The following is a 26,890-nucleotide window of genomic DNA, read 5'->3' as shown; positions in this document are numbered from 1 at the left end:
ATGGGTGAAGTAACCCCCGGGCGCAAATGCTGACTAAAGTGCAACAAATTCCGTGATTTTCGAGAAACAAGCTCAAATTTGTTGCAGTTTCTGCAGCATTATTCCCTCTGCACGGGTTTCTCGCCTAAAAATGTTGTACTTATTACAACATTTCCTCCAGCAAACTCTAACCTTGCGATTGCAGCGACATCCACACCCGCTCCGCCGACAGCGGCAGCACCTGGCCGCGCCGCCCCGTCGCATGGGCGATCGCGTTGGCGATCGCGCCCGGAACCGGGTCCAGTGCCACCTCACCTAACGACTTGGCGCCGAACGGGCCATGGGGATCCGCTTCCTGTACGAAATGTACCTGCACATCGGGCATATCCTTAGCTCCCGGCATCCGATAATCCATCATCGATGGATTCATCACTTTACCTTCCTGTACGATCAGGTCCTCCATCGTGACCCAACCGATACCTTGAGCTACAGCGCCGAGCACCTGGCTTTTGGCCATCGTCTCGTGTAGGATGGTCCCTGAGTCATGCACGGCCCAGTAACCGACCACTTTCGTTCGACCGGTGTCTGGATCCACCTCAACCTCGGCCACATGAGCGGCAAACGGATAGTTGGGCGAGGGGTGCCCAAAATAAGTGGCATCCGGCAGCTCCGTATCCGGTACGTAAGTCTCCTTGACGGTCAGCTCCTCGCCGGCATGGCGGGCACGGAACCAATCGACGACATCGCCAAGCGCAAATGTCTTCCCATCGTGCTTCACGACACCTTCCTCAAACACCGCTCCTTCGCCAAGCGCCTGAACCGCCAACTGCTGAATTTCACGCAGCAAGGATTCCGCCGCTTTTTGCACCGCATTCCCGCCCATCACCGTACTTCGAGACGCTAGCGTCCCGATGCCAAACGGATACCGTCCCGTATCGCCGGATTTCACCAGGATCTCGTCTTCGGGGATCCCCAGCACACGGCTGGCGATTCGAGCGTAGGTCAATGTCATCCCTTGGCCAAGCTCAATTTCGCCGGTTTCCACCTCCACAAATCCGCCCGGTTTGACGCGAATCACCGCCGTCGAGCCGTCAAAGCGCGGATCGATCGCGCGAAAGCCCGAGACGTGATTGGCCACCGCAAGGCCGAGCCCCCGGTAAGGTGGCAACTCCTTCCGCCGATTCCAGCCGGACAACTCCTTGACCTTTTCGATGCACTCCTCCAAATTGCAGGTGTCCAGACGATAACCGTGCAGCGTCGTATCCCCGGAGTGGACGATGTTCTTAAGACGCAGCTCGGCTGGGTCCATCCCCAGCTCCAGCGCGATTTCATCAATGACGCTCTCCACTGCGAATAACATCTCCGCATTACCGAATCCGCGCATGCACGTAGTTGGACTATTGTTCGTGTATACCAGATAACCCGTCGACTTCACGTTGTGGAAATGATAGATGTTGTCAGCCCGAGTGCAGGCCGTTGCGATTACGTTTGGACTCCAATAAACCCGAGCCCCCGCATCCGCGTACACCGTCAAGTCTTTGTATACGAAGTTCCCTTCCGCATCCGCGCCGATTTCAATATCGAAGGTCAGCGGTACGCGGGGATGGGCGGTAATCATATCTTCATAGCGGTCCAAAATGATCTTCACATGCCGTCCCGTCACCATCGCCAGCGCCGCGGCAATCACATGAACCTTCAGGACGTATTTCGCGCCAAAAGACCCCCCAATCGGCGGTACGATAATCCGCACCTTATCCTCCGGCAAACCAAACCCGGCGGCATAGGCTTCCCGTGCCCGGTACGGAATATGAGAAGGCGCCCAAATGGTGATGCCCTCCTCCTCCGACCAAAACGCGATCGCTCCGACCGGCTCCAAATGCCCTTGATAGATCCGGTTGGACACGTAACGTCCGCCTTTGACGATCGCCGCTTTCTTCTTGCCTTCCTCCAGGTCGCCGCGCGCAACATCCACTTTCATCGGCCGGTTGAGCTCCACCTCCTCGTGGATCTGCGGAGCTCCTGAAACCATCGCAGCCTCCGGATCAAAGACCCCCTCCAGCGGCTCTAACTCGACCTCAATCAGCGCCAGCGCCTGCTCGGCGGCTTCTTTCGTTTCCGCAGCAACCGCGGCAATTTCATCGCCGATGAACAGCACGCGATCCTTGGCAAGGATGTTCCAGTCCTTGAATTTGGTTGGTCCATACTTGTGGTTCGGCACATCGTCCGCGGTAATGACGGCATGTACGCCTTCCACATGGCGCGCTTTCTCCACGTTTATCCGTTTGATCCGCGCATGCGCGTAAGGGCTGCGATAAATCGCCCCGATCAACTGGCCGGGAAAATTCAAGTCGTGAAGGTAACGGGTTTGCCCTTCCAGCTTCGACTTCAGATCCAGCGGCTTTGGCTTCAGCGCCGGATTGACCTGCTTGCTCGACAGATTCGGGTCGGCTGGATTCATGACCTTGGCGTCCGTCGATTTGCTTGGCTGCTGCATGCGGTTCATCGTCATCGCACGGCTCCTTTCGAGGCCAGAACGTGCTCCGCCGCTTCAATGATGCCGCGGTAACCGGTACACCGGCACAGATTGTTCTTCAGCGCCGCTCCAATGTCGCCGCCGAATAAAGCGGGATTTTGCAGCCAGGCCCAGGTCGTCATCATGACCCCCGGGGTACAGAAGCCGCATTGCACGCCGCCGTACTCCTGCATCGCCTGTTCCAACTCCCGAAATTCGGCATGCCGAGCCAAGCCCTCGATCGTTTCGATCGTTTGCCCTTGCGCCGAAGCGGCCGGAACCAAGCAGGAGACGACCGGTTGACCGTCAAGCAGCACCGTACAGGCTCCGCATTCGCCGGTCCGACAGCCGATTTTCGTCCCCGTCAGGCCTTGCCCTTCACGGATGACGTCCGCCAGGCTAGCTGTCGCATCGCCTCTCCAGGTCACGTCCTCGCCATTGATTGTTAACGTCATGCTAGGGTTATGGTTAAGTCCGCCGTTCATCTGGCAGCACCTTCTTTCCTTGCTTATGCTTATGTGTTTTGTACGGAGGAATGGAAGACCTCTTGCGGCTTCGGCGTGAAGCTGCGATCAAGCAGGCCGTCTTCCTGCAGATAAGTAATAAACGTTTCGATTTGCGCCCAGTTGGCGCTAACGCCGTAAGGCCACATATCCCCGTTCATCAGCTTGGCTGATTGCTCGGCGGATTCCCAAACGAACGGATTGGAGGTTGCATTGCGAATCGTCTCCAACAACCCGGCGATGCCTTCGTCCTTGATTTCCCGCATAAGCTCGTACAGCTGCTTTGGCAGCTCGGGGAATTGCTCGACCGTTTCCGCCTTCAGAGAAACCAAGTGCATAATCGGAAAAATCCCCGTGCGCCCGTAATACTCCCGCTCCACGTTCCAGACATCGGGGAACAACCGGCGTAATACGCCGCCTTCGCCCGAAGCAGGGAACAGCTTGGCCGGAGGCCGACGAGCCGTCATGATCGCATCCACCTTGCCTTCGGCCAATGCCTCAAAAATATCGCCTTCCGTCAAGGTCGCCGGAATGTCCACAGGTACGCGCTCCGGGCGGAACGTGAACCATTCCATCTCCCCATTGGCAATGCCCCATTCGTGCCGGAACATACCCCGTACCCATACGGCTGCCGTCATTTGAAACTCCGGAAAGCCAAACCGTTTTCCCTTCAGTTCGGAGGGATGCGTGTATGGACTGTCCGAGCGCACATAAATCGCGTTGTGCCGGAACGACCGTGACAGAAATGCCGGAATCGCCGTTAACCGCGTATCTCCGCCGCCTTTGGCGATCAGGTAGGAGGCGAGTGAAAGCTCGGATACATCATAGGAGGCCTGTGAAATTTGCTTTACAAAAATCTCTTCGATCGACTCCTGCTGAACGTCCAGTTCAAAACCAGTCAGTGGTTTAACACCGTTTAGTAGTCTTAAGGTGCGGTCGCTTTCCGACATCGCCACCGTCAATTTAGTTCCCGTCATCATTGATACCCTCCCCCTCGTTACAGGCCGTTTGCGAGCAGAGCGTTCGCGGCCCGTTTAATATAGGTTCCAACTAATGCGCGGCGGTAATCCGCACTGGCGCGCACGTCGGTGATCGGTGAGCTGCGCCGGGTGTACAAATCGCTGAGCTCATCCAACTTGGCGGAGGTGAGTTCGCCGCTCCACCGCTGCTCGTCCTCCGCGCCCAGCACGAAGGGCTTGGGCGCCGCTGCGCCCACCGCGGCGGTCCCCCACTCGATCTCGCTCCCTTTGCCTTGCAGCAGCAAGGCGACGGAGACGATCGAGATGTCGGTTGCCGCGCGCTGATCATGCCGCAGAAACACCTGCGGCACCTCCAGCATCCGGGCCGGGATGAACAGCGACGCGATAAGCTCGCGTTCGCGAAGCTGGGTCGTCTTCGGCCCGGAAATGAAGTCCGCGATCGGCACGCTGCGGATGCCGTCCGCCCCGGCCAGCCGGACTTCCGCTCGGTAAGCCACGAGCGGAACGACCATATCGGCTGCCGGGGAGGCGTTCGCCACGTTGCCGCCCAGCGATGCGCGGTTTTGGATCTGCCAGCCGCCGACGATGCGGGCGGCCTGTTGCAGTGCGGGCACGACGCTGAACACGTCGCTGCCCCAAATTTCGGCCGCCGTCACCGCGGCGCCGATCTCAAGACCCGCCTCGGTCCGGCGGGTCAAATGCAGCTCCGGCACGCGCCGGATGTCGAGCCAGTCGGTATGCTCCGACTCGTACGATTTGCGCTGCGCGTTCACGAACAAATCGGTTCCCCCGCACACGATGCGGGGACTGCGCTCCCGAAGCTGCTCAAGCGCTTCGTCTAAACTGCGGGGCTGTAGCCAGGCCATAATTGCCCCTCCTTCATGTGAATATAGTTGTCTCTACTCCAGCGCCGTCGCCAAATCCTTGATCCACGGACGGCCGGTCAGCGGCTCGATCTTGACTTCGCTGTCCGGGACGGCGCGAATGCTGCACAAGTATCCGGGTTTACCGTCAACAAACGCCGAGCATTCTTTGCAGGCGTTCGCGGACCGGCAGGAATAACGCACCGAGAAGGACGGGTCCTTATGTTCCCGAATCCAAAAAATCGCATCCAGCAAGCTCATGCCATCTCGGAACGGAACCTCAAATTTCTCCAGGGAAGCGCCGCTTTCGGCATCGCCGCGAACTACGTTTAATGTAACAACTGCCATGTGAACTGTCTCCCTTCTTTCGTTACCGACTTACCAGACTTACTCAACTTACCCAACTCGCTTAAGGCTCGTCCGCTCCACTTACACGCCAACCGGCAGCTGAATTTCAGAAACGACCCATTCCCCCGCCTCATTCAAGACATAACTGTAGCTGAACGGCTGAGTAAGCGTATCGTCATAGTCCAGCCGCACATGTGCGCCGCGGGTTTCCTTCCGCTCCAGCGCGCCGAGCACAATCGCCTCGCTGACCTTCAGCATGTTGGCGGCCTCCAGCTTCTCGAACAGAGACAAAACAAATTTGTCCTGTTTCGCTAATGAAATGCTGTTAAGCTCCTCACGCAGCGCACGAAGATCCTCCAGCGCTTCCTGCAGGCCACTCTCGGTACGCAGCGGGCCGGCGCCTTTCCACATGATCTGTTGCAGCTTACGCTTAAACGTTTGAAGCGAAGCGGTATCCCGATCCACCGGTACGGGGTGCCAAAATTGGGTCAATCGCTCCATCTCCCGGTCAAACGCCCGCCGTACTGCCGCCTCATCCAGCTCGTTGCGTTTTTCCCGTGCAGCCGTTTCGCCCGCGATGCGTCCCGTTACCAGCGCTTCCGTGATCGCATTCCCGGATAAGCGATTAGCGCCATGCATCCCGTAGATCAGCTCGCCCGACGCCAGCAATCCCGGTACCCGCGTGTGCATCGCTTCATCCACACGTACACCGCCCAGCATGAAGTGGGCCATTGGGGCGACTTCCACCATATCTTTGGTCAAATCGACGCCCTGGTTCCGCAAAATATCGATGACCGGGCCAAACGCTTCCTTCAGTTTTTCCTCGGGCACCATCGTGAAGTCGAGGTAAGCCCCGCCATGCGGCGTCCCGCGCCCGGCTTCCACCTCGCGGAAGATCGCCAGCGTCGTTTGATCGCGCGCCGCCGTATACTTGCCTGCGACTTCCCCGTTGTACTTGTCCATGAATTCTTCCATCTGCCCGTTCAGCAGACGCCCGCCCAACTTGTAGCGGAACGGATCCCACATAATCGGATCGATGCCGACAAGCGGCGGAAACAGATGGGCGATCGGGAAGAACTGAACCATCTCCATGTCACGCACCTCGGCTCCCGCCTCAGCCGCCAGCACAAATCCGTCACCGGTCATGTTCGCGGACGCGCTATTCCGTTCATAGACCTCCGTCAATCCGCCCGTAGCCAAAATAACCGACGAAGCAGCAATACTGATCGGACGATACGCCTCCATCTCGAAGCCGATCGCGCCAACCGCCCGGCCTTCCTCGACTACGACTTTCGTGATCATCACGTTTTTGAGGCGCTGGATCTTCTCGTCCTTCCAGATCGCCTTCTTTAAGCCAGCTGCCGTTGCGCCACCCGTATTCAAAATATCAACATACACGCAGCGGGCCTTAGAATGCCCCGGAGCAAAAGCCTGTGAACGTTTGCCATCCGGCGTCCGGGCCCACTTCACGCCATAACCTTCCGCTTCAAGGATCACTTCCGGCCCCCGTTCCACAACGGCGCGGACGATGTTCGGATCCGCCAATCCCCGGCTCCCTTTCATCGTGTCCTCGAAGTGGACCTCCGGGTTATCCTCTTCTGCTTCGCCTAATGCAACAGCCACGGTCATCTGGGCTAAAATCGTGGCCCCGCCCCGGCTAATCAAGCTCTTATCGGTCAAAATCACACGTGCGCCTTCATCAGCCGCCGCTCTTGCTGCCATCAATCCGGCGGCGCCGGAACCGACAACGAGCACATCGGTTTGCAAATGCAATGGTCCCATCCTGCTGTCTCCTCCTTTTGCGCTTATGCTTGTTGCCCCAGCGTGATCCCTGCCGATTGCACCGTAATCCCTGCAGCAGATAAGGAGCTGCGGATCTTACCGGCAAACTCCAACGCATGGATGCCGTCGCCGTGAATGCAAATCGTATCGGCTTGAATGGCCACATCGACGTTTTGCTGCGACAATACTTTACCTTCAGCGACCATACGGATCACCTGCTTCACCGATTGTTCTTCATCTGTGATTAAGGCATCCGGTGAACGACGCGAGGTAAGCGAACCGTCAGATTGGTAGGTACGGTCGGAGAACACTTCGCTGGCTGTACGTAAACTTGCTTTCTTCCCGGCTTGGATCAACTCACTGCCCGCAAGGCCAAACAAAATCAACTCCGGATCTACTTTGTAGACCGCTTCAGCAATAGCCTCAGCCAAACCGGCGTTCCGAGCCGCCATATTATAAAGGGAACCATGCGCTTTCACGTGCTGCAGCTTCGCCCCTTGCGCGCGTACGAATCCCCATAGCGCACCGATCTGATAAACCACGATGTCGTAAGCCTCCTGTGGGGACAGGTCCATATCGCGACGCCCGAAGCCAACTAAATCCTGCAAGCCGGGATGCGCTCCCAGAGCGACCCCGTGATCCAAGGCCAACTTGACGGTTTGGCGCATCGTCGCTGGGTCACCCGCATGAAACCCGCAAGCGATGTTTGCCGAAGTCACGAATTTCAGAACCTCGATGTCTCTGCCCAGCTTATAAGCGCCAAAGCTTTCCCCCATATCACAGTTCAAATCCACTACGTTATTCATGTTGATGCTCCTCTCACAAATAGTTCATGGCATAAATCATCATGGAAATGAAGAAACAAGCCAGCCTCAAGCGGCCCGTGGAAATTTTAAGATCCTTAGATCCGTCCCCGGCCGGTTGAGGCTAACATGCATTAAATTTGCCAATTGTTTTTCTCGTCCGAATTCAGCTCGCGGAGCGAAGCCAGATCGGCCAGTTCTACCTTATCCTTAGGAACGACGGCACGCTTTGGAAAGACGACCGGCGGCGCCGGTTTCGTGGCATCGACAATCACGGCGCTGGACATGCGCGGCGTATTTTTGCCTTCCGCATTGTACTCCCAGTTGGTCGGCAGCAATCCGCCCGGACCGTTCCAGCGCGGGATGACCAGCAAATCGCGTTCCGCATCGAACCGCGTACCAATCGCCCACGCCACCTCTTCTCCGTTAAAGACGTCGATGTCCTCATCCACGACCACGATATGACGCAAATTCTCCGGTTCGGTATTGAGTGCCGCAAAAGCCGCTTTTTTCACATCCGCATCCTTTTCCTTCTGAATCGAGAGATAACAGTTCATTCGGCTGTAAAAAGGAACGTTAACCGTTTTGAGACCCGGCACGATTTTCTTCACCGTTTGATAAATACTGCCCGACCGCGGAACCCCGCCCACAACTAAATGCTCCCGTCCGGAGGCGACAATATCCTGAAAGATGGCGTGATTCCGATAGGTAATGCGTTTGATGCGAATGGTCGGCACCGATCCTCCGCCGAGATAATGGCCTGGCCATTCCCCGAACGGCCCCTCGCTATGGTCGTTATCCGGCAAAATTTCGCCTTCGAGGATGATCTCGGCATGTGCCGGCACGAGCAAATCGGAGGTATCCGCCTGCACGAGCTCCAGCGGTTCACCCATCAACGCGCCAGCCGCTTCATATTCGCCCCCGATGCCTTGAACCCGGGATACGGCGCCCATAATAAAGCCGGGATGATGTCCAAGAGCAATCGCAATGGGAGCCGGTTTACCTTGCTTTTTGTACTTCTTATAGATCAGTCCGCCATGGTGTGCGCCAAGGAACCAAACGCCCATATCACGCTCATTGAAGATTTGGTGACGATAAATTCCGGCATTAATCGACCCGGATTCGGGGTCGCGGATGATCATCACACCGGCCGATAAATACGGCCCGCCGTCCATCTCGTTGTGCACCGGGATCGGCAGTTTGGCCAGATCGACGTCCGCTTCTTCGATGACGTTCTCTTTGACTCTGGCAGCGGCGCGGTCCACGACCACCGGTTCAATTGGCTGCTGCAATTTCTCGCCGTATACCCGCGGAATGTCCTGTACCTCACATCCCAGATATAGAGCGATACGTTCGTAGGAGGTCAACAGATTGGAAACGCACGCCATCTGAGCTCCCTTCACCTTATTGAACAGCAAAGCGGGGTAATCGCCTTTCTCCGCCAGTGCCGCTGCATATGCGGTGATACCAAACCGCGGATCCACCTCCGTGTCGACGAGCTTGATACTATTTGAATCGAATTGGTTCAATTGCCCGAGATAGGTTCTTAAATCTTTAGCCATGTGCGGATCGCCTTCTTTCCGTAGTATCGTCGGTCGTGAAATAAATCGGGCGAACCGAAAATCCACGCGATTCACCCGATCTATAGATCTAGCTTAAGGAAGTAATGAGAGGTCTACCGTATCGGCAAACGGAATTTCTTTTTCAAGGACGCCCGCTTCGATTTGGGTATTCGTTACGTTTTTCGCGCCCTCTTCGGATACCTTGAGTCCTGCCGGTACTTTAGCCAGTTGGTTTTTCACCGCGGTCTCCATGACATCGGCCGGAATTTGGTCAAACTCTTTCAGCATGGCTTCTACTGCGGAGGCCGGATCCTTCTGCACACGCTCGTTCACTTCATTGCTGACCTGAAGGAACCGCTTCATGGCATCCTGATTTTTGTCGACCCAATCCGTTTTTGCCATGACGGTAATCCCGGCAAAATCATACGGCGGATCGTACAGCACCCGATAATTTCCGGTCGCCACCATCTGGGAAATCGTCGGTTCGGAAACCATGCCGCCGGCAGCTTTGCCGCTTTCGATCGCTGCCAACATGGTAGCGCCGCTGCCGCCGTTGATGATTTGCACTTCTTTGTCCGCATCGATATTGGCGGTTTTCAAGCCTTCGCGCAGCCCGGTGTCGGACAAGCTGCCCACCTTGGTAACGGCCAACGTCGTTCCCTTCAAATCTTCAAGCGATTGGAACGGGGCATCCTTCTTCACAACCAGCGAATAGCCGACTCCATTGTAAATTTCGCCGTAGGCTTTAACGCCAAGACCGTTCTTTTGCTGTCTTAACACATGCTCGTAAGAACCCAATACGATGTCCAAGCTGCCGCCGACCAAGGCTTGCACCATATCGGCACCCGACGTAAAGCTTTGTTTTTCGATTGTTATTCCGGCTTTCTCATAGGAACCATCGTTAATGCCGATTTGTGCAATAATCGGAGTCATGCCGCCGCCGACCAGACCTACGCGGATCTTGACGTTTTCCGGCTGATTGGCGTTGCCGGCAGCACCACCATTATTTTCCGTTGGTGCGGCCGCATTGTTGTTTCCGCAAGCGCTGAGCAAAGCGATCGTCAGGACCAATAGCGAAGCCAGTATTGTTTTTGTTCTTTTCATAAGATTCCCCTCCTTGAATGGTTAGCTATCTTTCTAGCTTTATGGCTTCTCCGAATTTACTTCATCTCATTAAATAAATTGGAGTTCATCCCTTAACGGTATTTCAGCAATCGCCGTTCGACTTGCACGATGATCTGTTCCAACACGACAGCGATGATCATGATGAGGACCAAGCCTGTAAAAATCCCCGTCGTATCCAGCATGTTGGACGAATACGTGATGTAATAGCCAAGCCCCCGGTTGGAACCAACCAACTCGGCGATAACGGACCCGATTAGAGCCATGCCGATGTTCAGACGCAAGCTCGTCAGAATCCATACGGTAATCGATGGCAGCACCACCCAGCGGAGCTTATGCGTCCATTTGGCTTTAAAGGTGCTCATCATATCCATCAAGTCTTTGTCGATGTTGCGCACGCCTTCATAAGCATTGTAGAAAGCGACAAAGATGACCATCGCCACGACCATCAGAATTTTCGAGGTCATTCCGATCCCAAACCAGACGATAAACAAAGGAGCCAGCGATACCCGAGGCAAGCTGTACAAGGCCATAATGTAAGGGTAGACCCACTTTTGAAAAATCCCGCTAAACGCGAGCAGAATCCCCAGCAACGTCCCTCCGAGCATCCCGATAATGAGACCGACGATGGATTCCTGAAGCGTGATGCTCATATGGAACCATAGATCCCCACTTGCGGTCATCTCAATGATTCGCTTCATGATCAAGGACGGCTTGCTCAGCCAAAAAGAATTAAACGCCGTGCCCGAGAGCAACTCCCATAATCCGATAAGAACGATAAATACGACCAATCTGCCGATCCACACGGCCGCGCTGCGATTCCCCCGCCCTGCCTTAGAGGAAGGAGAGCTGGCCGATGATGTCGTTGTTTTTGGTGCCATGATGATATCCTCCTCTCTCTATTCCCCGTCTGACATTTGGGCCCAAATCTCTTTCTGCAGCTCCTTAAACTGAGGATCGAAGCGGATGTCGTAAAAAGGACGCGGCCGCTCCAGATTCACTTTAAACTCTGCTTTGATCCGTCCCGGCCGGGAGGTCATCACGATGACCCGGTCGGAAAGCGCAATCGCCTCTTCGATATCGTGAGTGATGAACAGCACGCTTTTCCCGACATTTTCCCACAATTGCAAAAACTCTTCCCCGATCTTCACCCGGGTCTGGGCATCCAGCGGTCCAAATGGCTCGTCCATTAAATAAATCTCAGGGTCGTAAGCGAAGGTTCGCGCCAATGCGACCCGCTTGCGCATCCCGCCGGACAATTCTTTCGGATGGTAAGCGCCGAAACCTTCGAGTCCGACCATTTTCAGCAGCCGATTGGCTTCGGATAATTGCTCGTCTTTGGAAAGTGCCTTGATCTCCAGCGGGAGGCGGACATTGTCGATAACGCTTTTCCATGGGAGCAGCGCATCGTTTTGAAATACCATTCCGACTTGGCTCGGCACGCCTTGGATTGCCTGACCATCCAGATAAGCACTCCCGGCGGCCGGCTTGAGCAGCCCGGAAACAACCTTCAGCAAGGTCGATTTGCCGCAACCGCTTGGGCCAACAACGGACACGAATTCGCCGTCCTCCACCTTGAGCTGGACATCCTCCAAAGCGACGGTGCGCTGACCCTTGGACTCATATTCCACACGCAAATCCCGAATCTCGAGTTTTGGATGGCTTTTGTTCTCCATAGTTAACTTCCTCCATACTGAATTTTCCAATCCTGCTGTCTGTTTATGCATGCCAGTCCAAGTCGCCCGATCCGAATTTGCGTACGGAAGTCTCCAACTGATCCAGACCTTTCCGCAGCGTTTGAATCGCGTTTTCCCGGTTAATCAATTGCCGTTGCGCTTCTTGCAGGGTGACCTCCCGAAATCGAACCCGTGCACCTAAGTTGGTTTGGGCTAACAGCGGTAAATCCACGCTTGCGACTTGCGCAATTTTAGGATATCCTCCGGTTGTTTGGCGATCAGCCATCAAAATGATCGGGTTCCCATCAGGGGGTACCTGCACAGTTCCCATCGTCACTGCCGAGGAAATCATCTCTTTCGAATGATTCAACTGCAATGCTCGGCCTTTGAAACGGTAACCCATCCGGTCGGACTGCGGTAAAACCGCAAATTCCTCATGCCATAAATCGTGGTGGCTTTGTTCTTGAAACAACTCGTATTCCTCCCCAGGAATCAGCTGTACGATGGGATTCGCCGCATATTTGGGAAGCATCTCCGGAAATACGGCCCAACGGCTAACGGCGCCGGTTTCGTTGCTCGCCTCCCTGGCGAGTGAGCCAAACAAATGGGAGCCGCGCAAAGTCATTTCCCCCAACGTCAACCGATCGCCTGCAGTAAGTGCGCGACCCTCATAACCTCCGATGCCCGCCCTTAGATAAGTAGAACGGCTGTTCATACGAGCCGGAACATCGATCCCACCTCCTACTGCCAGGTAAGCGCGGCAGCCAAGTTTCATCGGACCAAATGTCAGCGAGCTGCCCTTAGGCACCAGCACCGTTCTCCACAACGGAATAGGCACCCCATTCAACTTGGGCGACAGATCGCCGCCGCAGAGCGAGATCAGTGCCGTTTGCTCGAAACGGATCACCGGACCCAGCAACGTGATTTCAAGTCCGGCCTCCCCTTCCTCATTGCCGACCAACAAATTCGCAATACGTAATGCGAAGGCATCCATTGCTCCACTCACAATCACGCCGAATTTCTGGACGCCAAACCTTCCTAGATCCTGAACCGTGGTTAACAAGCCGGGTTTTTCGATCAAGAGGCTCATCGCACTTTCTCCTCCCATGCCTCAAATTGTTCACGGCTGATCGGATAGAAGCGGACAATATCTCCAGCTTGCAGTAAGGTTGGCGGCATTTGCTGCGGCTTGAATAACTCGATCGGAGTTTTGCCGATTAACTGCCAGCCTCCCGGGGTATCAATCGGATAAACGCCGGTCTGATCTCCGGCAATTCCGACGGTTCCGGCCGGAATAGACAAGCGGGGCGTTTCCCGCCGCGGGGTTGCGATCCGCTCGGACATCCCTCCTAAGTAAGCAAAACCGGGAGCAAACCCAAGCATATAAACCAGATAGTCCGCTGAACGATGAATCTCGACCACCTCTTGAGGCGTGAGTCCGTTGCTGGAGGCAACCGTTTCTAAATCCGGCCCGAAGTCCCCGCCATAACAGACGGGAATTTCAACGATTCTGGCTGGTGATGCATTAACGTCACGCAGTGTGAGAAGCAACTCAGACACGCTCGCCGCGGCCAGCTGGAACGGATTCACGATACGAACGTGATCCTCTTGTTCCACGGTTTCTGCAAGCAACTTCATCACGTCATAGTAAATCGTCACCGACGTAAATGTCGGAACCACCTCGACCATCCAAGAAAAAGGATGCTGATCCAGATGTTCTGCCAACTGTCTGACCTTGAGATGAGTGTCTTTAAGAATCGAATCACCGAACTTCACGATCAACGCCGAATCTCCGAGTGGAGTGATGGGAATTTCTGCGGGTGACTGCGAGTAAGTCATGTTCATCCTCCCATCCGAATTTCGGACTTTAAATCCCGAATTGCGAAACTTTTACTTAAAATCATTGTTAGGTAGAATTCCATAAAAATCAAGATTTTTTCATTTAAAAATTGAATCGATTTTCGTTGAGGTTCCGTATTTCGGAACGCAGTTACCGAATTTCGAATGCCCATATATACGATCATTATAGTAGGAATTAGACAAAAATCAAGCATAAATTTCCGTAACCGTTTGCTGGTTTTCAACTTTCTTCCATTCGTTGTATACTAATACAGAATGAACTAGAGGCCATGCAGGAGGCATAACGTGCAAACCACCAATAAACACAAGAACAAAACCGTGGTCAGGTCAATGGATCTACTCCAATTATTCCTGACCTATCCTAAGCTGAATATCAGCGAGATGGCCAAGTTATCGGGAATTCCTAAAACCTCGGTTCTACGTATGATCGGCTCCTTGGAAGAGATGGGGTTCTTAAAAAAAGATACGGAAGGCTCTTACTCCCTAGGATTACTCTTTCTTCAATACGGCAATCTGGTCGCGGAACGTTTGGACATCCGACATGTCGCATTGCCGGTCATGCAGCAGTTACGGGACGAGATCCAGGAGGCCATCCATTTGGTGCTGCGCGACGGCGACGAATGTATTTATATTGAAAAACTGGATACGGATCACCCCGTGCGACTGTTTACCAAAATCGGCCGAAAAGCCCCACTATACGCCGGAGCGTCATCACGTATTATTTTAGCTTTTATGCCTGAGGCAGAGCGCGAGGAGTACCTGGATGCCACCGAGTTGCAACTCATCGCCACCGGCACGATCACTGACAAAACCAAGCTGCGCAAGATCCTGGAACGTTCTCGGCAGGATGGTTACTGCTTCAGTCGGTCCGAATTGGAGAACTACACTGCCGAGTTAAGTGCACCGATCTTCGATCATACCGGGCAAATCATTGCAGCACTCAGCGCTGCCGGGTTAGAGGTTCAGTTCGAGGAAGGGCGCATCGCCGAGCTCGTGAAGGACGTGCAGCAAGCAGCCAACGAAATCTCCCGGAGATTAGGTTATACTAATCAAATCCCGGTAGCGGTAACCTTATAAATCCCAATAAGCTTAAACAAGCCCGTCCCGGCAACTGCCGGAGACGGGCTTTGAAGTTTTAACGCCGGTACGAAGAAGACTTCCCTTCGATGACGACAACTTCCGGCTCAGGAACAAAACCATAATGTCGATCAAAGGCATCCTGTACGTGATGAATTAACTCGATCACGTCCGCTGCTTTCGCCCCTCCTATATTTTGAATCACATTGCCGTGAACGGGCGAAATTCGGGCATTGCCCCGTTGAACACCTCTCAAATGAAGTCGGTCTGCCAGTTTGCCGATCGGCTCGCCAACGGTATAATCGTTTTTGAACACCGACCCGCAGGAAGGATAAGTAAAATGCATTTTCCCTACACGATCCTGTACGACCTTTCGCAACGGGGCTAATGCCGAGTCTTCTCCCTTTTCCCCTTCTTTATCTTCCAACCAACCGATGAAGTGCGAAGCAAATTCAGGTAACCGAGTGGGTGGCAGCTTCCCTTCCCGAAGAGCAATCCATTCCGGTAACGCCAACAACGACACGGCTTCTCGGCTAGTCGAGCTCAACTTAAACTCCGCTCCGACGATCAACCAGTTGCTGGAGTTGTCTTGAAATACGGATTGTTTATACCCAAATCCGCAGGCTTCCCGCCCTAGGGTTTGGATCCCGCTCGGCCTCTGTAAGTCAACATAATGAACGTTGACCAACGTATCGCTGATATGGCGGTCAAAGTACTTGGCATTCATGTAAACTCCGCCGCCAACCGTTCCCGGCAGCAAAAAGGCAAAATCAAAATCGGAAATCCCCAGTCCATATCCAATCACGGCCAACATCGACATCGGCATTCCCGACGAAACAACCAATCGGTCCCCCTCGAGCTTGAAATCTACCATCTCCCGAGTCGTTAGAAATAAAGCATCGGGGTCAGGCCGATCGGGAAACAGCATATTTGAACCCCCGCCAAAAAAAGTCGGCTCTATACCGCGGCGATACGCCTGCTCCAGCAGCTCCCGTAATTGTTCTTGCGATCGAGGCGTTCCAACAAAGCGGGCCTCTCCCCCGATTTCATAGGTCGAGTAACGGGACAAGGCTTGCTCCGTCCGCAGTCCGGTTAAATTCCAGCTTGTCATAATAAGCCCCTTCCTAACTACTTCCTATCCTTCAATGTATATTATGTTGTTGAGCGCAAAAAAGGGCTGATAGAAGAGTTCTTCTTATCAGCCCGTTTCCAAATCGCCTCAACAGAGGGATTACTCAGCAAATTCCACGTTATGATACACTTGCTGCACGTCTTCTAAGTCCTCCAGCGCATCAATCAGTTTCTCAAATTGCGCTTCGGCATCCGCCGGTAAAGTAACGTAGTTTTGCGCCAGCATGGTCAATTCCGCAACCGTAAACTCCGTGATTCCGGCGTTTTTGAGCGCTTCCTGAACGGAATGGAATTGATCCGGCTCGGCATAGACGATGACCGCCTCGTCCTCCTCGACGATATCACGCACCTCGAGATCGGCTTCCATCAGGATTTCAAACACTTCATCGATGGTCTTGCCTTCCATCCCGATGACCGCTGTCGCGTCAAACATATAAGAAACCGATCCGCTTACGCCCATGTTCCCGCCATTCTTGTTGAAAGCGGAACGTACTTCCGGTGCGGTACGGTTCACGTTATTCGTCAATGTATCTACAATCACCATGGAGCCGTTAGGCCCAAAGCCTTCGTAACGCAACTCCTGGTATACTTCGTCCGAACTGCCCTTGGCCTTATCGAGGGCGCGGTCAATGATCGCCTTAGGTACATTGTACGTTTTTGCCCGTTCCAGAACGACCTTCAAAGCGCGGTTCGATTCCGGATCCGGTTCGCCTTTCTTGGCGGCAACATAAATTTCGACGCCGAATTTCGCGTAGATCCGGCTGGTATTGGCGTCTTTCGAAGCTTTCTTCTCTTTAATATTGTTCCATTTGCGGCCCATACTGTTCCCACTTTCTTAATAATCTACCTAACTATTATAACCAACAACTGATTTCGCGGCAATGAATGACAGAGTCCCTTTCCCAGTTACCCTTTGAGCGCCTTTTCACTCTTATCCCGTTCACTCAGCATGTAGTGAAAATCAAATCTAGTATTCATCTTCTTGATTTGGGAATAGATATACCTTTGTTCAAATGTGGAAGTATTGCTCTGTCTGCTCCTGATTAAACGGGATAATCATGCAAAGAGGCCATAAAGCTAAATTAGATCGGCCGCCCACAACAAAAATGCCCTATGAATTAACACAGGACATTTTTATTACTAGTTTGCATCCATATTCAAAATCTCCTACAGCATTTTCGTAGTCCACGATTCGCAGTTCCACGTCTCTGTGACGACATCGCGATAGAATTCCGGTTCGTGAGAAATCAACAGAATACTGCCCTTGTAGGCTTGCAGGGCACGTTTCAGCTCATCCTTTGCATCAACGTCCAAATGGTTCGTAGGTTCGTCGAGCACCAGCAGATTGGTTTCCCGGTTAATCAGTTTGCATAACCGAACTTTTGCTTTCTCGCCGCCACTCAGCACGGCAACCTTGCTCTCGATATGTTTGGTTGTCAGACCGCATTTGGCTAGGGCGGCACGTACCTCAAACTGCGTATATGAAGGGAACTCGTTCCAGATCTCCTCAATACACGTATTGTAGTTAGCTTCCTTCATTTCCTGCTCGAAGTAGCCGATCTCCAGTAAATCGCCGAGGCGTGCCGAGCCGGAGATCGCCGGGATTTGACCCAGGATGCTGCGCAGGAGCGTCGTTTTACCGATCCCGTTTGCACCGACAAGGGCGATTTTTTGCCCGCGTTCCATCCGCAGATTGAGCGGTCTCGATAACGGTGAATCGTACCCGATCACCAGATCCGTTGTCTCAAAGATCAGCTTGCCGGATGTCCGGGCATCTTTGAAGTTAAATTGTGGTTTCGGCTTCTCCTTTGCCAGCTCGATGATATCCATCTTGTCGAGCTTCTTCTGCCGCGACATCGCCATGTTGCGTGTCGCCACGCTGGCTTTGTTGCGCGCCACAAAGTCCTTAAGGTCAGCGATCTCTTGCTGCTGGCGTTTGTAGGCGGACTCCAACTGTAGCTTTTTCGCCTCGTACACCTGCAGAAAATTATCATAGTCGCCAACGTAGCGGTTCAGCTCTTGATTTTCCATATGGTAAATCAAGTTAATGACGCTATTCAGGAACGGGATGTCGTGCGAAATCAGGATAAATGCGTTCTCATATTCCTGTAAATATCGCTTTAACCATTCGATATGTTGTTCATCCAAATAGTTGGTTGGCTCGTCAAGCAACAGAATGTCAGGCTTCTCAAGCAGAAGCTTGGCCAGCAGCACTTTGGTCCGCTGCCCCCCGCTGAGGTCATTGACATCCTTATCGAGCCCGATATCGGTTAATCCCAAGCCACGGGCCGTTTCATCGATCTTCGCATCGATCAGGTAAAAGTCCTGATTCGTGAGCGTATCCTGTATCGTGCCCACGTCTTCGAGCAACTGCTCCAGTTCTTCCGGCGACACCTCGCCCATTTTGCCATACATATCGTTCATTTCCTGTTCCAAGTCAAACAGGTATTGGAAGGCTCCGCGCAGCACGTCGCGGATTGTCATCCCTTTCTCCAACACCGCATGTTGGTCCAGATAACCGACACGCGTGCGTCTAGCCCATTCGACTTTGCCTTCGTCTGGCTGCAGCTTCCCCGTAATAATGTTCATGAACGTCGATTTGCCCTCGCCATTGGCTCCGACTAGTCCGATATGCTCACCTTTCAACAGGCGGAAGGACACGTCATTAAAGATGGCCCGATCCCCAAAACCGTGACTTAACCGTTCTACGTTTAAAATACTCATTGAATTTTAACACCTTTTCTATAGGAAATATGGTTGGTAACTCTCGATTTAAGCAAAAAGGGTACACTCGACATATTATACTGGTTAATCGGGGCAAAGCTCAATACGGCGGGGAAATTTAGTAGAAAAAAAGCGCCGTCCCGAATCTTCTTCGGGCGACGCTTGTGTGCTGAAATTTCTTAAAACCCTAAAATCTCGTCAATTCGACGAAGCTCCTCCGACGTAAACGTCGGATTGGTCAAAGCGCCAACCGCATCTTCGATTTGGCTCACCTTGCTGGCGCCAATCAGTGCGGAGGTCACTCTACCTCCACGCAACACCCAACTCAAGGCCATCTGCGATAGCTTCTGTCCTCTTGTGGCTGCCAATTCATTCAACTGCTTGATTTTCGTGATCCGTTCCTCATTCAAGTCCTCCGGACGAAGGAATACACTAGGTCCGGCAGCACGGGAGTCCGGTGCAATTCCGTTCAAATAACGGTCGGTCAAAATACCTTTCTCGAGTGGGGAGAACACGATCGAGCCGATGCCTTCTTCCTCCAGTACATCCTGCAGCCCCTCCTCAATCCAGCGGTTCATCATCGAATAGTTTGGCTGATGGATGACGGCTGGTGTACCCAATTGTTTCAGGATCCGTGACGCCTCCCGCGTCTCTTCCGGACGATAGTTGGACAGTCCCACATATAGCGCTTTCCCTTGGCGTACGATGAGGTCGAGTGCGGCCATCGTTTCTTCCAGCGGCGTGTTTGGATCCGGACGATGATGGTAGAAAATATCAACATATTCCAGTCCCATCCGCTTCAAGCTTTGATCCAGGCTTGAGACCAGATATTTTTTCGAACCCCATTCTCCATAGGGTCCTGGCCACATGTAATAACCCGCTTTGGTAGAAATGATCATCTCGTCGCGATAGGGACGAAGATCCTCGCGAAGCACCCGTCCAAACGTTTCCTCGGCAGAGCCTGCCGGCGGTCCATAATTGTTGGCGAGATCGAAATGCGTGATCCCTAAATCGAATGCTCGGTGCAGCATGGCACGCCCATTCTCGAGCACATCGATCCCGCCGAAATTATGCCATAGGCCGAGTGAGACGGCTGGTAACTTCAATCCGCTCCGTCCCGAACGGTTATATGTCATCGTTTCGTATCTGTTGTCAGCTGCTTGATACATGAATGTTTGTCCTCCTTTAGTGTTTTATATGTTCAATATAATACACCGGGAGCGGCACACCTATATCAACACGGATGATTCCTATGGCATAATGTCTGATTATTGGGATTTCCCACGATAATCGGTAGGTGAGACACCCCTCTTTTTCTTGAACATTTTGGAGAATAGCAAAGCATCTTGATATCCGACCGAGCGCGCAACTTCGGCGATTGAATAGTGGGCCTTCTCCAGCAAAAAGCAGGCCTTCTCCATCCGGTAATTCAACAGATATTGCTGCGGCGGCATTCCTGTAACCTGCTTAAACAGTGACGATAAATATTTCCGGTCTAGCCCTACGATCGCGGCTAACTGGCCAACGGTAATCTCTTCGCTATAATGACTATGCAGGAAATCAAGGCAGTGATGGATATACGCATCTTTTGCTTGTGTGCTTGCAGCGTTAGAACTTCCGGATGCAGGGACAAGCTCCACTAACAACGTTAAAAATTCGTGCAGCAACGCTTGAAGGCGTAAATCGCGGGTGGCGGCTGTATCCTCCGCATCCCCCAGCAAATCGTATAATTGAGGCATCAATCGTGTGTCCATTGGAAACACGGGGAATGCCGGACTTAACCGGGTTCGGTCTAAAACTTCCGTCACTTGATCTCCACGGAAGCCGATCCAGGAATACGTCCAGGGGTCACTTTCATCGGCTTGATAGAATATAACCCGCTCGGGATACGCGATAAACGCCTGTCCTCCGGTCAACTCGTAGGTTTCACCCTCAACCTTTACAATCCCCCGTCCCGAATGGATAAAGTGGATTTTATAGATGTCACGGACACCTGGACCAAAGGAATGAAGTGGAGCGCACTTTTCTTTTCCCCAATAACACAAATATAAATCCGGCGATTCGCGAAACGGCCGGTCTGGATTATAATGAAATATCCTATTCATTCGCTTCTTCAGCTGCAAAACGCTGAATCCGCTCGCCAATTTGATCACGGACGCGCTGGAATACCGCCCACTTCTCTTCATCTGTTCCCGTGGCTTTTGCCGGATCGTCAAATCCCCAGTGCTCGCGGCGAACCTGAGGCGGTGTCATCGGACAGCGGTCCGCAGCGTCTCCACACAGCGTGACGACCATATCCGCATGGTTCAAGCGTTCCATATCTATTAGATCCGAAGTTTGCTCCGAGATATCAATTCCAACCTCGGTCATAGCCTTAACCGCATTCGGATTCAAACCATGCGCCTCGATCCCGGCGCTATAAACCTCCCAACCTTCCGGTAAATAATTCTTCGCCCAACCTTCGGCCATTTGACTTCGACAGGAATTACCGGTACACAAGAAATAAATCGTTTTTTTCTCCATTGGATCAGAACATCTCCTTTAGCATCTTAATTAGGTTTAGCCGAGAACGAATCGAAATACTTCCGTTTGAAACGCAAAGCAACATTCACTAGCGCTATCAATACAGGCACTTCCACAAGCGGCCCGATGACCGCTGCAAATGCAACACCGGAATCAATACCGAAAACGCCGATGGCCACGGCAATGGCTAGTTCGAAATTGTTGCTCGCCGCCGTGAAAGACAACGAAGTGGCAACGGGGTAAGTCGTACCCGCTTTTTTGGACAGAAAGAACGACAAAAGGAACATGACCACGAAATAAATGATCATTGGGATGGCAATGCGAACCACGTCTAAAGGCAGTTTCATCATCAGATCGGCCTTCAATGAGAACATCAGCACAATCGTGAATAATAAGGCAATGAGGGCTAACGGGCTGATTCTGGGCACAAACTCCTGTTCATATTTCTCCTTTCCTTTCCAGCGAATCCCTATAACCCGAGACAACAGCCCGGCCGCAAACGGAATTCCTAGATAAATCAATACGCTGCGAGCAATCTCTCCCATTGACACATCCACTCGGGCGCCTTGAATACCAAACCATTCGGGGAGAACCGTGATAAATACGTAAGAGAATACCGAGTAAAACAAAATTTGAAAAATCGAGTTAAACGCGACCAATCCAGCGGTATATTCCGGGTCACCTTTAGCTAAATCGCTCCATACTAGTACCATCGCGATACATCTAGCCAGGCCAATCATGATTAAGCCCACCATATACTCTGGCATGTCACTAAGCAGCAGAATCGCCAAGAGGAACATCAGGATTGGTCCGATAACCCAGTTTTGCAGTAAGGAAAGGAGTAATACCTTCCCATCCTTAAAGACGCGGCCCAATTTCTCGTATTTCACCTTAGCCAATGGAGGATACATCATGACGATCAGCCCGATGGCGATCGGGATCGAGGTTGTTCCCACTTGCAAGCGAGAAAGATACTCAGAAAAACTCGGTACAAACCTTCCAAGTAGAAGCCCCATGGCCATTGAAGCAAAAATCCATATCGTCAAGTATCGATCAAGAAAAGATAATCTTCGTGTTTGTTTGCCTGACAAACTTCTCACCATCCTTGTATCATTGGTAAACTAATCATCGCAAGAGGATGCCGATTCACAATCCAATAACTGCTTCACCTTCGATGCCTGGGATGGCAGGTGCTTAAGCAGTTCTTCGACGTACGGCTTCTCCGTTAATCTTAGGGAGTAGTAGGTCCACTTTCCGCGGCGAACTTCCGTGACCAATCCTCCTGCCTTCATTTTTCGCAAATGTTGGCTGACGCTGGGCTGCGACATTTGAATTAAATCAACTATATTACAGACGCAAAGCTCACGTTCTTTCAGAAATGCCATTATCGTTAGTCTAGTTTTATCGCCAAGCAACTTAAATGTCTCAGCCATATCATCGATCGTTTGATCCGCATCCACTAGAATGCACCTCCTCTTATTCATGTTAATGATCCTTATTCAATCTTAATCGAATATAATTATATAATCAATTGCTTATTTGTTAAGTATCACAAAATTTTATTTGCATTTTGCAAGTTAACGGAGTATAACTATAACAAGGCAGGAATTGGATAAACAAAGCGACAATGTCTTAACAAAGGTGTGAATGTCGTTATTGTTTGATCAACCTCCCCATCCATACGGATAGTCATGTAAACTTTTACTTGCAAATATCAAATTAGAAGTGAGGGATGACCGTGTTGAGTGAAGTGTATACCGCTGAAGTGTTAATGAAATTACAAGCGTCAGAGCTCCAAAAAATTAATCGTGAAGCCTGGATGTGGATTGTACCAAAACCACCGAAAAAACGCTGGCTCACTCGAATTTCCGAGTCGTTTCGTATTCGTCAGGTAAGAAGCGATTCTTGCTGTACCGTTTGCTGCTAGTTAACCTAAGGAGGAATAACAATGACCAAATTAACCCATGACGAAATCCGTCAAAACGTCCGCCAGCGTTATCGGCAAGTTGCGGTTCAGCAAGTATCCGAGCCCAGCACCACTGAATCGAGCTGCTGTTCTCCGAATACCGCCGGTTGTTGTAGTACCCCTACCGATTTCAAAGATATCTCGGCCAGTTTGGGTTATTCCGGCGAGGAATTAAACGCCGTACCCGATGGCGCCAATTTAGGTCTTGGTTGCGGAAATCCGCAAGCGATCGCTCAACTAACTCCGGGAGAGGTCGTCCTTGATTTGGGGAGCGGCGGTGGTTTCGATTGTTTTCTCGCCTCGCGGCAAGTCGGAGAGTCGGGAAAGGTCATCGGTGTGGATATGACACCGGAAATGGTAAGCCGTGCCCGCCAAAACGCGCTTAAAGGCGGGTTTGCGAATGTGGACTTCCGGTTAGGCGAAATTGAAAACTTACCGGTTGCCGATCAAACCGTCAATGTGATCATCTCCAACTGCGTCATTAACCTCTCCCCCGACAAAGAACAGGTCTTCCGGGAAGCCTATCGGGTGCTGCTCCCTGGCGGGCGTCTCGCCATCTCGGATGTCGTTACGACAGCGGAACTACCTCCCGAGATCAAGAATGATCTTGAAGATCTGTATGCCGGGTGTATATCCGGCGCTTCCTCAATCCCGGAACTGGAGAAGATGCTAGTCCAATGCGGCTTCACCAACATCAGCATCCAACCAAAGGACGATTCAAAAACCTTCATCAAAAAATGGGTGCCTGGGGTGAAACTTGAGGATTATCTCATCTCCGCGGTCATTCAAGCGGTGAAAGCCTAAGGATGAAGGGGTCAAAGTTGACATAATATTTCTTACGTAAATATCCCTCGTTTTAATTGCTTCAGTGCGTTTATTTACAAATCCAAAAAGAGCACTACCGAATGAACGGTAGTGCTCTTTTTGGATTGCTTGGCGGCGTCCTACTCTCCCAGGACCCTTCGGTCCAAGTACCATCGGCGCTGGAGGGCTTAACGGTCGTGTTCGGGATGGGTACGCGTGGAACCCCTCCGCCATCGCCACCAAACGGGTAAAAATATGTAACAGGAAACAGCATCGCCAAATGCCGTGAGCCTACTTCACTGAAGTAACTACTTGAGTCACTTCAGATCCATGCTTGCTCCCTGAAAACTGGATACGAAACGTATTTGCGTGTTAGCCCTTACTTGGTTTATCGGGGTCCCCGAAAAGTAATCGGAATTACCTTCGAAGCCTCGCTTCACTTTTTGGGGTATTTTTTGGATAAGCCCTCGACCGATTAGTACCTGTCAGCTCCATACATTGCTGCACTTCCACCTCAGGCCTATCAACCTCGTCGTCTTCAAGGGGTCTTACTAATTGGGAAATCTCATCTTGAGGGGGGCTTCACGCTTAGATGCTTTCAGCGCTTATCCCGTCCGCACTTAGCTACCCAGCTATGCTCCTGGCGGAACAACTGGTGCACCAGCGGTGCGTCCATCCCGGTCCTCTCGTACTAAGGACAGCTCCTCTCAAATTTCCTGCGCCCACGACAGATAGGGACCGAACTGTCTCACGACGTTCTGAACCCAGCTCGCGTACCGCTTTAATGGGCGAACAGCCCAACCCTTGGGACCTACTTCAGCCCCAGGATGCGATGAGCCGACATCGAGGTGCCAAACCTCCCCGTCGATGTGGACTCTTGGGGGAGATAAGCCTGTTATCCCCAGGGTAGCTTTTATCCGTTGAGCGATGGCCCTTCCATGCGGTACCACCGGATCACTAAGCCCGACTTTCGTCCCTGCTCGACTTGTCAGTCTCGCAGTCAAGCTCCCTTTTGCCTTTGCACTCTTCGAATGATTTCCAACCATTCTGAGGGAACCTTGGGGCGCCTCCGTTACTCTTTAGGAGGCGACCGCCCCAGTCAAACTGCCCACCTGACACTGTCCCCGTACCGGATCACGGTACCAGGTTAGAACTCCGATACGATCAGGGTGGTATCCCAACGGCGCCTCCACCGAAGCTGGCGCTCCGGCTTCCTAGGCTCCCACCTATCCTGTACAAATCGTATCAAAGTCCAATATCAAGCTGCAGTAAAGCTCCATGGGGTCTTTCCGTCTTGTCGCGGGTAACCTGCATCTTCACAGGTATTAAAATTTCACCGGATCTCTCGTTGAGACAGCGCCCAAGTCGTTACGCCATTCGTGCGGGTCAGAATTTACCTGACAAGGAATTTCGCTACCTTAGGACCGTTATAGTTACGGCCGCCGTTTACTGGGGCTTCGGTTCATAGCTTCGGGTTTAACCCCTAACCACTCCCCTTAACCTTCCAGCACCGGGCAGGCGTCAGCCCGTATACTTCGCCTTGCGGCTTCGCACAGACCTGTGTTTTTGCTAAACAGTCGCTTGGGCCTTTTCACTGCGGCCCCCTCGAGCTATTCACTCTACCGGGGCACCCCTTCTCCCGAAGTTACGGGGTCATTTTGCCGAGTTCCTTAACGAGAGTTCTTCCGCGCGCCTTAGAATTCTCTTCTCGCCTACCTGTGTCGGTTTGCGGTACGGGCACCTTCTCCTGACTAGAGGCTTTTCTTGGCAGTGTGAGATCATGACCTTCGGTACTATAATTTTCCCTCCCCATCACAGCCCAGCCTTACGGTGTGCGGATTTGCCTACACACCAGCCTCACTGCTTGGACGAGCATCCATCAGCTCGCGTCACTACCCTACTGCGTCACCCCATCGCTCATAACGGATTACGGTGGTACAGGAATTTCAACCTGTTGTCCTTCGACTACGCCTTTCGGCCTCGCCTTAGGTCCCGACTTACCCTGAGCGGACGAACCTTCCTCAGGAACCCTTAGGCTTTCGGCGGATCAGATTCTCACTGATCTTTTCGTTACTCATACCGGCATTCTCACTTGTATGCTGTCCAGCGCTCCTTACGGTACACCTTCAACCTACATACAACGCTCCCCTACCCCTGAATCGACTTCACTCCTGCTTCGAAGTCCTGTGTTTAACCCCTGGTGCATTTGGCCGAAACCTTTGAACAATTTCAAAAGTCGCTTTCGGCATAAATGTACCGGTGAAACACCGCCTCAAAGAAGCAGTGAAGTCGATTCAAGCCATAGCTTCGGTGGTGTGTTTAGCCCCGTTACATTTTCGGCGCAGAGTCACTCGACCAGTGAGCTATTACGCACTCTTTAAATGGTGGCTGCTTCTAAGCCAACATCCTGGTTGTCTGTGCAACTCCACATCCTTTCCCACTTAACACACACTTGGGGACCTTAGCTGATGGTCTGGGCTGTTTCCCTTTTGACAATGGATCTTAGCACTCACTGTCTGACTCCCGGTTAATCAGTCTGTGGCATTCGGAGTTTGACTGAGCTTGGTAACCCTTGGCGGGCCCCGCACCCAATCAGTGCTCTACCTCCACGACTATCCCACCGAGGCTAGCCCTAAAGCTATTTCGGGGAGAACCAGCTATCTCCGAGTTCGATT

General features: G+C 52.4%; 23 protein-coding genes and 2 rRNA genes (1 of these 25 cut by a window edge). 2 read left to right on the top strand and 23 right to left on the bottom strand.

Going from position 1 to position 26,890, the window contains the following annotated elements; translation table 11 throughout:
• Nucleotides 1–166 precede the first annotated feature (166 nt).
• From MKZ15_RS11405 to pxpB, 13 genes are all read right to left on the bottom strand, one after another.
• Complete coding sequence (locus tag MKZ15_RS11405) at nucleotides 167–2,488, bottom strand: xanthine dehydrogenase family protein molybdopterin-binding subunit (protein WP_339822118.1); 2,322 nt, start codon at nucleotides 2,486–2,488, stop codon at nucleotides 167–169.
• Nucleotides 2,485–2,976 carry a (2Fe-2S)-binding protein gene (locus MKZ15_RS11400; RefSeq protein WP_339822116.1) on the bottom strand — a complete coding sequence of 164 codons (492 nt, stop codon included), beginning with the start codon at nucleotides 2,974–2,976 and terminating at the stop codon, nucleotides 2,485–2,487. Before MKZ15_RS11400 ends, MKZ15_RS11405 begins: the two co-directional genes overlap by 4 nt.
• A 29-nt stretch (nucleotides 2,977–3,005) precedes the next feature.
• On the bottom strand, nucleotides 3,006–3,974 hold the full coding sequence (locus MKZ15_RS11395) for a 4,5-dihydroxyphthalate decarboxylase (RefSeq protein WP_339822113.1): 969 nt from the start codon (nucleotides 3,972–3,974) through the stop codon (nucleotides 3,006–3,008).
• A gap of 17 nt (nucleotides 3,975–3,991) precedes the next feature.
• On the bottom strand, nucleotides 3,992–4,840 hold the full coding sequence (locus MKZ15_RS11390; RefSeq protein ID WP_213623985.1) for an FAD binding domain-containing protein: 849 nt from the start codon (nucleotides 4,838–4,840) through the stop codon (nucleotides 3,992–3,994).
• Between the two features lie 33 nt (nucleotides 4,841–4,873).
• Nucleotides 4,874–5,185 carry a 2Fe-2S iron-sulfur cluster-binding protein gene (locus tag MKZ15_RS11385; protein WP_193418553.1) on the bottom strand — a complete coding sequence of 104 codons (312 nt, stop codon included), beginning with the start codon at nucleotides 5,183–5,185 and terminating at the stop codon, nucleotides 4,874–4,876.
• Nucleotides 5,186–5,266: 81 nt separating this feature from the next.
• A complete protein-coding gene (locus MKZ15_RS11380) occupies nucleotides 5,267–6,967 on the bottom strand; it encodes an FAD-binding protein (protein WP_339822107.1) in 1,701 nt (566 codons plus the stop codon).
• Between the two features lie 23 nt (nucleotides 6,968–6,990).
• The gene (locus MKZ15_RS11375) at nucleotides 6,991–7,773 is read right to left on the bottom strand and encodes a 5-oxoprolinase subunit PxpA (protein ID WP_339822103.1); all 783 of its coding nucleotides are present in this window, start codon (nucleotides 7,771–7,773) and stop codon (nucleotides 6,991–6,993) included.
• 131 nt (nucleotides 7,774–7,904) lie between these two features.
• Complete coding sequence (locus MKZ15_RS11370) at nucleotides 7,905–9,332, bottom strand: UbiD family decarboxylase (RefSeq protein WP_155606059.1); 1,428 nt, start codon at nucleotides 9,330–9,332, stop codon at nucleotides 7,905–7,907.
• 93 nt (nucleotides 9,333–9,425) lie between these two features.
• Nucleotides 9,426–10,436 (bottom strand): ABC transporter substrate-binding protein, encoded by a 1,011-nt coding sequence (locus MKZ15_RS11365; protein ID WP_339822099.1) that lies wholly within the window; start codon nucleotides 10,434–10,436, stop codon nucleotides 9,426–9,428.
• Between the two features lie 92 nt (nucleotides 10,437–10,528).
• A complete protein-coding gene (locus tag MKZ15_RS11360; RefSeq protein ID WP_155606061.1) occupies nucleotides 10,529–11,335 on the bottom strand; it encodes an ABC transporter permease in 807 nt (268 codons plus the stop codon).
• Nucleotides 11,336–11,353: 18 nt separating this feature from the next.
• Nucleotides 11,354–12,130 (bottom strand): ABC transporter ATP-binding protein, encoded by a 777-nt coding sequence (locus MKZ15_RS11355; protein WP_155606062.1) that lies wholly within the window; start codon nucleotides 12,128–12,130, stop codon nucleotides 11,354–11,356.
• 43 nt (nucleotides 12,131–12,173) lie between these two features.
• A complete protein-coding gene (locus tag MKZ15_RS11350; RefSeq protein ID WP_339822095.1) occupies nucleotides 12,174–13,220 on the bottom strand; it encodes a biotin-dependent carboxyltransferase family protein in 1,047 nt (348 codons plus the stop codon).
• Nucleotides 13,217–13,975: a 5-oxoprolinase subunit PxpB gene (pxpB, locus tag MKZ15_RS11345; protein WP_339822092.1), complete on the bottom strand. Its 759-nt coding sequence runs from the start codon at nucleotides 13,973–13,975 to the stop codon at nucleotides 13,217–13,219. Before pxpB ends, MKZ15_RS11350 begins: the two co-directional genes overlap by 4 nt.
• A gap of 300 nt (nucleotides 13,976–14,275) precedes the next feature.
• Here pxpB and MKZ15_RS11340 point away from each other — a divergent pair, with 300 nt between their 5' ends.
• Nucleotides 14,276–15,067, top strand: coding sequence for an IclR family transcriptional regulator (locus MKZ15_RS11340; protein WP_244868564.1), 792 nt, complete (start codon nucleotides 14,276–14,278; stop codon nucleotides 15,065–15,067).
• Nucleotides 15,068–15,125: 58 nt separating this feature from the next.
• On the opposite strand, the gene MKZ15_RS11335 is transcribed toward MKZ15_RS11340, so the two are convergent.
• From MKZ15_RS11335 to MKZ15_RS11300, 8 genes are all read right to left on the bottom strand, one after another.
• Nucleotides 15,126–16,178, bottom strand: a complete 1,053-nt coding sequence (locus MKZ15_RS11335) for an FAD-binding protein (RefSeq protein ID WP_339822089.1) — start codon at nucleotides 16,176–16,178, stop codon at nucleotides 15,126–15,128.
• A gap of 120 nt (nucleotides 16,179–16,298) precedes the next feature.
• Nucleotides 16,299–17,018: a YebC/PmpR family DNA-binding transcriptional regulator gene (locus MKZ15_RS11330; RefSeq protein WP_155606067.1), complete on the bottom strand. Its 720-nt coding sequence runs from the start codon at nucleotides 17,016–17,018 to the stop codon at nucleotides 16,299–16,301.
• Nucleotides 17,019–17,365: 347 nt separating this feature from the next.
• Entirely contained in the window at nucleotides 17,366–18,922 is a 1,557-nt protein-coding gene (locus MKZ15_RS11325) for an ABC-F family ATP-binding cassette domain-containing protein (protein WP_193418571.1), read from the bottom strand.
• 179 nt (nucleotides 18,923–19,101) lie between these two features.
• Nucleotides 19,102–20,091, bottom strand: a complete 990-nt coding sequence (locus MKZ15_RS11320; RefSeq protein ID WP_193418573.1) for an aldo/keto reductase — start codon at nucleotides 20,089–20,091, stop codon at nucleotides 19,102–19,104.
• A gap of 99 nt (nucleotides 20,092–20,190) precedes the next feature.
• Complete coding sequence (locus MKZ15_RS11315; protein ID WP_339822083.1) at nucleotides 20,191–21,027, bottom strand: AraC family transcriptional regulator; 837 nt, start codon at nucleotides 21,025–21,027, stop codon at nucleotides 20,191–20,193.
• Entirely contained in the window at nucleotides 21,020–21,445 is a 426-nt protein-coding gene (gene arsC / locus MKZ15_RS11310; protein ID WP_155606071.1) for an arsenate reductase (thioredoxin), read from the bottom strand. Before arsC ends, MKZ15_RS11315 begins: the two co-directional genes overlap by 8 nt.
• Nucleotides 21,446–21,471: 26 nt before the next feature.
• Nucleotides 21,472–22,548 carry an ACR3 family arsenite efflux transporter gene (gene arsB / locus MKZ15_RS11305; RefSeq protein ID WP_339822080.1) on the bottom strand — a complete coding sequence of 359 codons (1,077 nt, stop codon included), beginning with the start codon at nucleotides 22,546–22,548 and terminating at the stop codon, nucleotides 21,472–21,474.
• A gap of 18 nt (nucleotides 22,549–22,566) precedes the next feature.
• Nucleotides 22,567–22,878: a metalloregulator ArsR/SmtB family transcription factor gene (locus tag MKZ15_RS11300; RefSeq protein WP_239484065.1), complete on the bottom strand. Its 312-nt coding sequence runs from the start codon at nucleotides 22,876–22,878 to the stop codon at nucleotides 22,567–22,569.
• A gap of 515 nt (nucleotides 22,879–23,393) precedes the next feature.
• On the opposite strand from MKZ15_RS11300, the gene MKZ15_RS11295 reads away from it, so the two are divergent.
• Complete coding sequence (locus tag MKZ15_RS11295; RefSeq protein WP_155606074.1) at nucleotides 23,394–24,215, top strand: arsenite methyltransferase; 822 nt, start codon at nucleotides 23,394–23,396, stop codon at nucleotides 24,213–24,215.
• 127 nt (nucleotides 24,216–24,342) lie between these two features.
• Here the strand turns inward: MKZ15_RS11295 and rrf are convergent.
• Nucleotides 24,343–24,459, bottom strand: a 5S ribosomal RNA gene (rrf, locus tag MKZ15_RS11290).
• A gap of 211 nt (nucleotides 24,460–24,670) precedes the next feature.
• Nucleotides 24,671–26,890: ribosomal RNA gene (locus MKZ15_RS11285) — 23S ribosomal RNA — on the bottom strand (it continues 836 nt past the right edge of the window).

The organism is Paenibacillus sp. FSL R7-0216 (genome assembly GCF_037969915.1).
GTDB lineage: Bacteria > Bacillota > Bacilli > Paenibacillales > Paenibacillaceae > Fontibacillus > Fontibacillus rhizolycopersici.
The sequence above is the reverse complement of the archived record's forward strand: the minus strand, read 5'-3'. Positions and strand labels throughout refer to the sequence as shown.